The organism is Lentzea indica (assembly GCF_012184385.1).
Lineage (GTDB): Bacteria > Actinomycetota > Actinomycetes > Mycobacteriales > Pseudonocardiaceae > Lentzea > Lentzea indica.
Genome location: NZ_VSRL01000336.1, coordinates 1 through 8,146, shown reverse-complemented (window position 1 = coordinate 8,146; position 8,146 = coordinate 1). Strand labels below are relative to the sequence as shown.

Here is an 8,146-nt window from a genome sequence, read left to right as displayed (position 1 = left end):
GTCGGTGGGTCGCCGTAGCGGTCGGTCCGTGTCGCGGTCAGCGGTCGGCAAGTCCAGCCGTCGAGCGGGCCGGGGTGTGGTGGTGGTCGAGCTGCGCCGGTACAGACCGGCTTTGCTGGTGGAGCCGGGCAGCACCACGTAGCCGCCGTAGCACTTGATGTCGATCTGCCAGCCCAGGCCGGTGCGCACGGTGTCGTCGCCGTCGCGAACCTTGCCCTGACTGCCTTTCCACTGCCTGGTGGTGCTGTAGATCAGGTGCAGGCCACCAGACGGGGTGTCGGTGGTGAACGTGTCGGTGCCGACCGTTCCGCCAGACAGCGCGGCGAGGGTGGCGTAGGTGTCGAGCCCATCGGCCGGCGGTGGCTCGTCGGCAGGCCAGGGCAGGCCGTTGAGCGGCTGACGCGGCGGCGGACCGGGACGGGTGTCGAGGTCGACCGCCAGCAGCCCGGACACCCACAGGTGCACAGCCCAGACGCTGGTGTGCCAGCGCTGCGCCCACCGGCCGATCACGCCGGGGTCGGTGGTAGCGGCCCACACGCCGTGGCACAGCGCCCCATCACCGCGTGCCAGGCACGGGCAGGTCTGCGGGGTGTGGTCGCAGTGTTCGGCGCGGCAGTCGACGCAGCCGCGCAGCGGGGTTTTGGTGCCGTAGTTGAGCGGCAGGACGTGAAAGCCGCGGTGCACCGCCAGCCACAGCGCGGCGTCGGCGGCGTTCTGCACGGTTCGGTTCGTGGTCATGGTCGCATGTCCTTTCCGGGGGCTGTGGTGGTTGGGGTGCAACGGGAAGCGGGGCACGGCCTGGTGTGGTCGTGCCCCGCTTCGGGTGGGGGTGGGTTAGCTCGTCAGCTGTGGCGGCGGGTCGCTGTCGAGGTGTGGTGCGCTGGTGTCCAGGCGCGTGGACCGGGCGCGGATGAGGTGGGCTGGCAGCACCGTGGCGGTGACGTAGACACGGCCCAGCACCGACGCACCCCGGTTCGGGTAGAAGCCGCTGACCTCTTGCACCTCGAAACCGTGGGCGAGCGCGGACACGGCCGCGTCGACCTCGTCACGGGTGCCCTCCAGGCGGATCCTCATCGCTGCGCCTCCTGAGGGGCGTCGACGCGCAGCACCACGGCGGTGGTGTTGTCGCGGTCCGATGTGGACGGCACGGACAGGGCGGCGGCCACCAGCGCGTGAGCCAGCATCTGAGGCTCGTGTGCGAGAGCGGTAGCCACGTCGGCGATCTCGTCATTGGTCAGTGCCTTGTGGACACCGTCGCTGGTGAGGATCACCAGGTCCGCCACGACATCCACGACGGGAATGCTGGCCACCGTGGCGTTGCCGATGCTGGTGCGCACCCAGTTGTCGTGAAGGACGGCATCGTGCTCGTCCACGCCGACTTGGCGCAGCAGCTCGCCCACGGTGTGGTCGGTGGTGTGCTGGGTGAGCGCATCGCCTGTCAGGGAGTAGACGCGGCAATCGCCCACGTGCGCGGCGACGATCGCCCGGTCCGAGGGGTAGACGACCGCGACCGCACCAACCGCGTTGGGCTTGGGCGTCTCCGGTCCCGGGCCGGAGACGAGTTCGTGCGAGGCCAGCAAACCGGCGACCGGGCCACGACGGGCGGCCACGCGGGCGCTGACCTCCGCCAGCAGACCGGCCACGTGCTCGACCTCGGGCGTGCTGCCGATGCCGTCCATGAGCGCGGCGGCCGTGGTGGACGCGGTGGAGTGCGTAGCGGTGGCGTCGCAGTTGCGGGACCGATCGCCGATGTCGGTGGCGGTGCCTACGGTGACAGTCATCGTCGGGTGTTCATAGCGGTTGCTATCGCTGCTGATCACAGCTCTCCTGATCATGGTTGTGGATGGGCGCTGCGGGTGATCGCCGCAGCTCAAGGGCAGGCCCTACTAATCCGCGCGGGGGTAGTAGGGCCTGCCGGTGAGCTGGGCGGCTGGAACGTGCGATGAGGGGTGCGGGTGTGCGCCGGGTTTCCGGGTTTGGCGTTCCGGGACCGGGTGTGGCGTTGCCCTAAACCCGGTCCGTGTTTCCGCAGATCAGAACCTGTCTGATGGCGCGGTTCCGGGTTTCCGGGTTTGTTTTCAACTCTGAAGAAGGGTTGTTGTAGTTAGGCGTGCGCCATGGGTCACCGACCCTTGTGCGCGGCCTCGCAGCTTGGGCACCTGGTCGCGCTGGACAGGCTGGGGAACCAGTACGTGCGCGGCTTTGGGATCGTGATGCCGCACAGGGTCTTGGCGGAGCCGTTCCACCAGGATCGGGACGCCTCGATGTGCATGACCTCGCGTGCCATCAGAACCTCGTTCCTGTCACTGTGGGTGACGGTGTGGGGGCGTGTGGAAGTGCCGCGAACGCGGTGACGTGGGTGCGTCGCGGTGGGGTGTGCGGGTGGTCAGGGAAGGTGCCGCCAGGGACGCGAGAGCGCTGTTTCGGCGGATTCGGGCAGGTCAGAGGCCCGTGTTGTGGATCTTCCGTGGGGTTGATCGGCGCTGGTGAGGGCAGGGAAGCAGGGTTAGGGAAGCAGTCAGGGGAAAATCCCTGACTTTCGGTGCTTCCCTGGCTGCTTCCCTGCCCTCACGGCGGGTGGTGTCAGGCGTCGTCGTCGCCGAAACCGTCGTCGCCCTCCTCCTCAGCCTGCTTACGCAGGGTGATGGCGTGGGTGATGTCGTCGGCGCGGATGACGCTGTTGCCGCTATCGCCCTTGCGCACGGGCACGTCCACGTCGTCGAGGGCGGGCCGCAGCGTCTTCGACGTCCAGTCGCCGTAGCGGGCGGGGTTGAGTTCGGCCAGCCGGGACAGGGCGACCATGGTGCGGATGTGCTTGTCGGTGCCGATGACGCGGGCCAGGTCGGTGAGGAAGTCCGGTTCGGGCTCCTCGGCCTGGTCCTCGTTGCGGGCGGGCGGCTGGTAGCCCTCCCGCAGCGCCAGGGCGCGTTCCACGATGGGCGCGACCTGGTCGACTTCGTCGTCTTTGCGCAGGTAGAACGACCGCAGCAGGCCGGGCTTGGCCATGATGCCGCGCACCATCGAGGTACCGACGTCGCCGTCGCTCTCGTCGGTCCTGGGCTCCAGCGACACAGCGGAGACGCCGGCCTTGTACGAGCCGGTGCCCAGAACGGCGTCATTGGACTGCTGGTCACCGATCGCAAAGCACGCCTTGCAGCTGGTCACGGCCATGATCTTGCGCGGCAGCGACGCCGTGGACGGCTCCGGCGTGGCGAACACCAGCGTGATCGCGTACTTGCGGGCGCGCTGATCAGCAGCGCGACGACGTTGACGGCCTGCTCACCGTAGGTCTCGTCCATGAACAGCGCCTGGCACTCATCGATCACGACCACCCGAGGCCGCAGCCGGGCGTCCTTCTCCGCGAGCTTGCGGCTGACCTTGCGTTCCCCGTGTTCCTTGAGCGCCTTGCCACGCACCTCCAGCTCCCCGTACAGGGCGTTGAGGGTGTCCAGGCAGGCCTTGGCGGTCTCCGCACCAGCGCCGGTGCGCAGGGACCGCAGCCGGGGCGCGAACGGGTCGTAGTCGGCGTTCTCCGCGAGCACGAACACGTCGACCTCGACCAGCGGGTCGAGGATCGCGCCCGCCACCAGGGTGATGAGCAGCGTGGACTTACCGGAGCCCATGATCCCGGCGACGGCGTAGTTGGCCTCGAACAACCGGCCGGTGACGATGTCACCGCGGATGTTCATCCCAGCCGGGACGCCCTTGAAGTAGTCCGCGGTGCCCTCGTGCAGCAACGGCCAGTCCTCGACCGGCCCGGACAGCGCGCCCTGGTTGGCCACCCACAGGTCGAGCACGCCGGGCTTGTCCTTGGGCTCGGACGGCCACACCTCGACCGGCAGGCGCACGAGGTTGTGCGCCAGGATCGCCTTGCGCTTGACGATCTCGAACACCGGCACGCCCTCAGGCAGCACCAGCCGCATGCGCCAGCCCTTGCCCTCCTGGTACGGCGGGTCGATCCAGGTCGGCGTGATGCTGCTGCCCCATCCGGCCTTGAACGCGTCGCGGAGCTTGGGCAGGCCGGTGAGGTGCCGCAGCGCGTTGAGCACCGCGGACTCGTCCGGGATGATGCTGCGCCATCGGCCGGGACGGCCTGGGCGTCGGCGGCCCACACCGGCAAAGCGCCGGCCGCGCGGCCGACCGGGATCGAGCGAGCGGCCCAGGTGGCAGCTCCGGCGATGGCCCACGCCCACCAGTAGCCGCCCACCGGCGACAGGTCCACCACCGTGGTCCAGAAGTCCACGATGCCGTGCCACCGGTCGGTCAGCGACCCCGCACCGACAACGGCCTGAACAGCGGCGATGCCCAGCAGCACCACGTGACCGGACGCGAGCACCACCAGCACACCGCCGGACCACTTCAGCACCTCGATACGGCGTTCCTTGCCACGCTGAGCGGCACCGGTGCGGCGCCGCTCCAACGCGTCCTCCAGCTCGCGGAGCACGGCGAAGTCCTCCGCGCCCTTGGCATTGACCCGCAACGTGGTGATGGCCTGCTCCAGGTCGAGGTGCTTGCGCCGGGTGCGGCGCTCCGCCCGCCGGATACGGGCACCGGACACGGCGTATCCGGCGTTGCGCACCACCGCACGCCCCACACTGCGAGTGCGCTCATGCGTCACACCGGTACGCACCACCCGCGCGACCGCACCAGCAGCCGCGCTTCCAGAAGAGCGAGGTCGTCCTCGTCCTCGACGTCACCTGACGGCAGCAGGCGGGCGGCCTTCAGATCCAGCAACGTCGCCGCGATCACCAGGAACTCGGTGGTCTCGTCGAGGTCCCACGCCTCCCCCATGCCGCGGATGTGCGCGATGAAGTCGTCGGTGACCGTGTGCAGGGCCACCTCGGTCACGTCGAGGGTGTGCTGGGAGATCAGCTGCAGCAGCAGGTCGAACGGGCCCTCGAAGTTCGTCAGCCTGACCTTGAACTTGCCATCGTCCTGAGCAGCGGGAACGTCCTCTGTCACTGCTCGCGCAACCTGCGTACCAGCAACGAGGCGTCACCGTGCGTCTCGAGGTCGTCCAGCACGATGGCGATCGCCTCACGCACCACGCGCCCGCGATCGACAGCCAGCCCGTGCGACGCGCGCAACGAGAGCCGCGCCTGCTCCAGGGCGAGCAGCTCCTCGTCGGACACGTACACCGTGATCTTCGTGGTGTGCTTGGTCCGGCCGGTACCCCGGCGCTGAACCGGTGCCTCCACGGAGTCCGGAACGGGTTCGGGAGCGGCAGCGGTCAGCCGGAACAGCTCAGCCGCGCCCGGTAGTGAGGGGCGACGGTTCACCGGGCGATCACCTCGCGAGCCAGCGCACGGTACGCGTTGCGCCCGAGGAGCGCGGCGCCCAGCGGGTGATCGGCTCACCGGCCACGGTGGTCTCCGGGAAGCGCACCGTGCGGTTGATGACCGCGTCGAACACGATGTCGCCGAACGCCTCCACGACGCGGGCCATGACCTCGCGCGAGTGCAACGTGCGCGGGTCGTACATCGTGGCGAGGATGCCGGTGATGTTGAGCTTGGGGTTCAACCGTTCCTTGACCTTCTCGATGGTGTCGATGAGCAGCGCCACCCCGCGCAGCGAGAAGAACTCGCACTCCAGCGGGATCAGCACTCCGTCCGCGGCCGCGAGGGCGTTCACCGTGAGCAGGCCGAGCGAGGGCTGGCAGTCGACCAGGACGTAGTCGTAGTGGTCGATGACGGGACGAAGGGTGCGCACGAGCGTGTGCTCGCGGCCCACCTCGGACACGAGCTGGATCTCGGCCGCCGACAGGTCGATGTTGCTCGGCAGCAGGTCCATGTCCTCGACGACGGTCTTGCGGATGACGTCACGGACGCTCGTGTCGCCTTCCATGATCACGTTGTAGATCGTGGTCTCGAGCTGGTGCGGGTGCACGCCGAGGCCGACCGACAGCGCGCCCTGCGGGTCGAAGTCGACCAGCAGCACCCGTCTGCCGTACTCGGCCAGCGCCGCGCCCAGGTTGATGGTCGACGTCGTCTTGCCGACGCCGCCCTTCTGGTTGCAGATCGCCAGGATCTTCGCCGGGCCGTGATGCAGCAGCTGCGGCGGATCGGGGATGTGGCGGCGCGGGCGGCCGGTCGGACCGATGCCGTCGACCTGTTCGGTGGCGACGTCGTCCACCGGCGCGGCGTGCGGAGCCAGGTTCAGATCGGCACGGGGCGCAAATGCGTGCTCCGGTGTCGACATGGCTGGCGTTCCCTCACTGGTCGTAGTCGTCTCTCCGGGCGCAGCCTAGGCCGCACCCGTGCGAGCGGCAACGCGCCTCGCCGGTGTTTGTCAAGACTGAGTTATGCAGGAACATCCGCTCGTGTGCGTCGCTCAGCAGCTGAAAGCACCACGTCCAGGAGTCCTGGGAAGAGATGATCCAGGTCATCGCGGCGCAGCGACACCCAGCGCTGGTTGCCCCGGCAGCGTGTGCGTGTGATGCCCGCTTCTCGCAGTACGCGCAGGTGCTGCGAGAGGGTCGACTTCGCGACGTCAACCTCGAAAGCCCCGCACAGCCTCTCCCCGCTCGACTGGATCTGGCGAACGACCGCGAGCCGGGTCGGGTCGCTCAGCGCGTGCAGCACAGCGGCTAGATCAATGGCCTGTGGGGACGGCTCGTCCAAGTTCGGCACCTGACCACCGTACCCGTGGAAGCCTCATGTTCCAGTGGCCCGAGGGTGTGCAGTTGCGTAGACCTCCCTCAAAGTCGTAACGGTTACCAGTGTGTACACCTGAGTGGTCGTAACCGACGCATGCCCGAGAAGTTCTTGCACCACCCGAACGTCCGCACCCCCTTCCAGCAAATGGGTGGCGAACGAATGTCGCAACGTGTGGGGAGACACCACCGCGGTGATTCCAGCATCTTCCGCGGCGGTCTTCAGAACGGTCCACGCGCTCTGCCGTGAAAGCCGTCCGCCACGCGCGTTCAAGAACAACGCCGGCGTCCCACGTCCCTTGGCCGCCAACGCAGGGCGCGCACGAACCAGGTACGCGTCCACAGCGGCCAACGCGGGCCGTCCCACCGGGACCAGCCGCTGTTTTCCACCCTTTCCATCCAGCAAAACGGTGCGCTCAGCGGCATCGATGTCGTCCACGTCGAGCCCGACGACCTCGGAGATGCGCGCTCCCGTCGAGTACAGCAACTCCAGCAACGCCTTGTCCCGCAGGTTTCCGACGGTGTCGAGCAACGTCAGAACATCATTGACGGGTAATGCTTTCGGCAGTCTCTTCGGCGGCGACGGCGGATGCACTGCACGCGCGGCGTCGTGCTGCACCACGCCCTCGCGGTGCGCGAATCGGTGCAGTCCTCGCACGGCCACCAACGTCCGGGCCGCCGACGACGCGGCGAGCCCGCTCTCCCGCAACACCGCCAGGAACTCGCTCACGTGCGATTCGGTCACCGCGCCCAAATCCGTCACACCGACGGATTCCAGGTGCTCGGTGTACCGGCGCAGGTCCCGCGTGTAGGAGTCGAGCGTGTTGCGGGCGGTGCCGCGTTCGACGGCGAGGTGGTCGAGATAGCTCGCCACCAGGTCCGTGACCACTGTCGGGATCACGCAAGTCCTTCCAGGACGATCTCCCCGTCGCGAGCGTTGACTCCCTTGGCCAGCGCGGGATCCTCCGCCACCGCGCGTTCGAAACCCTTGTCCGCCAACGCGATGACGTACGGCAGCGTCACGTTCGTCAGCGCGTACGTCGAAGTGTTCGGCACGGCACCCGGCATGTTCGCGACGCAGTAGAACACGGAGTCGTGCACGCGGTAGGTCGGGGCGTCGTGCGTGGTCGGCCTGGTGTCCTCGAAACACCCGCCCTGGTCGACCGCGATGTCCACGAGCACGCTTCCGGGACGCATCCGGGACACCAGCTCGTTGCTGACGAGCTTCGGCGCCTTCGCGCCCGGCACGAGCACGGCCCCGATCACCAGATCCGCCCAGCAGCACGCCTTCTCGACCTCGTAGACGTTCGACGCGATCGTCTGCAGGTGTCCCCGGTAGGTGAAGTCGATCTGCCGCAACCGGTTGACGTTGTTGTCCAGCACGATCACCTCGGCCTGCATGCCGACCGCCATCGTCGCCGCGTTCATCCCCGCCACGCCGGCGCCGATCACCGCGACCTTGCCCGCCGCCACCCCCGGTGCGCCGCCCAGCAG

10 protein-coding genes and 2 pseudogenes are annotated in these 8,146 nt (G+C 68.5%); all 12 read right to left on the bottom strand.

Translation table 11 applies throughout. The features are described from left to right. Positions 1-738: bifunctional DNA primase/polymerase (locus FXN61_RS44650; RefSeq protein WP_167979879.1), on the bottom strand; the 738-nt coding region annotated here is incomplete at its 3' end. A 96-nt stretch (positions 739-834) separates the two neighbouring features. Beyond that, positions 835-1,074, bottom strand: coding sequence for a hypothetical protein (locus tag FXN61_RS44645; RefSeq protein WP_167979874.1), 240 nt, complete (start codon positions 1,072-1,074; stop codon positions 835-837). Further along, positions 1,071-1,781 (bottom strand): PP2C family protein-serine/threonine phosphatase, encoded by a 711-nt coding sequence (locus FXN61_RS44640; protein ID WP_167979878.1) that lies wholly within the window; start codon positions 1,779-1,781, stop codon positions 1,071-1,073. The genes FXN61_RS44645 and FXN61_RS44640 overlap by 4 nt, the downstream gene beginning before the upstream one ends. Positions 1,782-2,122: 341 nt before the next feature. Then, positions 2,123-2,287: a hypothetical protein gene (locus tag FXN61_RS44635; protein ID WP_167979877.1), complete on the bottom strand. Its 165-nt coding sequence runs from the start codon at positions 2,285-2,287 to the stop codon at positions 2,123-2,125. Between the two features lie 296 nt (positions 2,288-2,583). Then, on the bottom strand, positions 2,584-3,219 hold the full coding sequence (locus FXN61_RS53755; protein ID WP_246293014.1) for a hypothetical protein: 636 nt from the start codon (positions 3,217-3,219) through the stop codon (positions 2,584-2,586). Further along, positions 3,162-4,112, bottom strand: a complete 951-nt coding sequence (locus FXN61_RS56050; RefSeq protein ID WP_312878477.1) for an FtsK/SpoIIIE domain-containing protein — start codon at positions 4,110-4,112, stop codon at positions 3,162-3,164. Before FXN61_RS56050 ends, FXN61_RS53755 begins: the two co-directional genes overlap by 58 nt. Before the next feature lie 523 nt (positions 4,113-4,635). Beyond that, positions 4,636-4,962, bottom strand: a pseudogene (locus FXN61_RS44625) (segregation and condensation protein A); the annotation flags it as partial. After that, a complete protein-coding gene (locus tag FXN61_RS44620) occupies positions 4,959-5,279 on the bottom strand; it encodes a hypothetical protein (RefSeq protein ID WP_167979876.1) in 321 nt (106 codons plus the stop codon). The pseudogene FXN61_RS44625 and the gene FXN61_RS44620, both read right to left, overlap by 4 nt. Continuing rightward, positions 5,276-6,198 (bottom strand): annotated as a pseudogene (locus FXN61_RS44615) (ParA family protein). The gene FXN61_RS44620 and the pseudogene FXN61_RS44615 overlap by 4 nt, the downstream one beginning before the upstream one ends. 101 nt (positions 6,199-6,299) lie before the next feature. Next, positions 6,300-6,629 (bottom strand): ArsR/SmtB family transcription factor, encoded by a 330-nt coding sequence (locus FXN61_RS44610; RefSeq protein WP_167979875.1) that lies wholly within the window; start codon positions 6,627-6,629, stop codon positions 6,300-6,302. Between the two features lie 24 nt (positions 6,630-6,653). Next, on the bottom strand, positions 6,654-7,529 hold the full coding sequence (gene xerD, locus FXN61_RS44605; protein WP_167979880.1) for a site-specific tyrosine recombinase XerD: 876 nt from the start codon (positions 7,527-7,529) through the stop codon (positions 6,654-6,656). A 20-nt stretch (positions 7,530-7,549) separates the two neighbouring features. Then, positions 7,550-8,146 (bottom strand): alanine dehydrogenase (locus FXN61_RS44600; RefSeq protein WP_246293012.1); only part of this gene is annotated, 597 nt, incomplete at its 5' end.

Coding starts and splice junctions, on each gene's coding strand:
- FXN61_RS44635 (WP_167979877.1), bottom strand. CDS start 2,287: ATGGCACGCGAGGTCATGCACATCGAGGCGTCCCGATCCTGGTGGAAC.
- FXN61_RS44640 (WP_167979878.1), bottom strand. CDS start 1,781: ATGACTGTCACCGTAGGCACCGCCACCGACATCGGCGATCGGTCCCGC.
- FXN61_RS44645 (WP_167979874.1), bottom strand. CDS start 1,074: ATGAGGATCCGCCTGGAGGGCACCCGTGACGAGGTCGACGCGGCCGTG.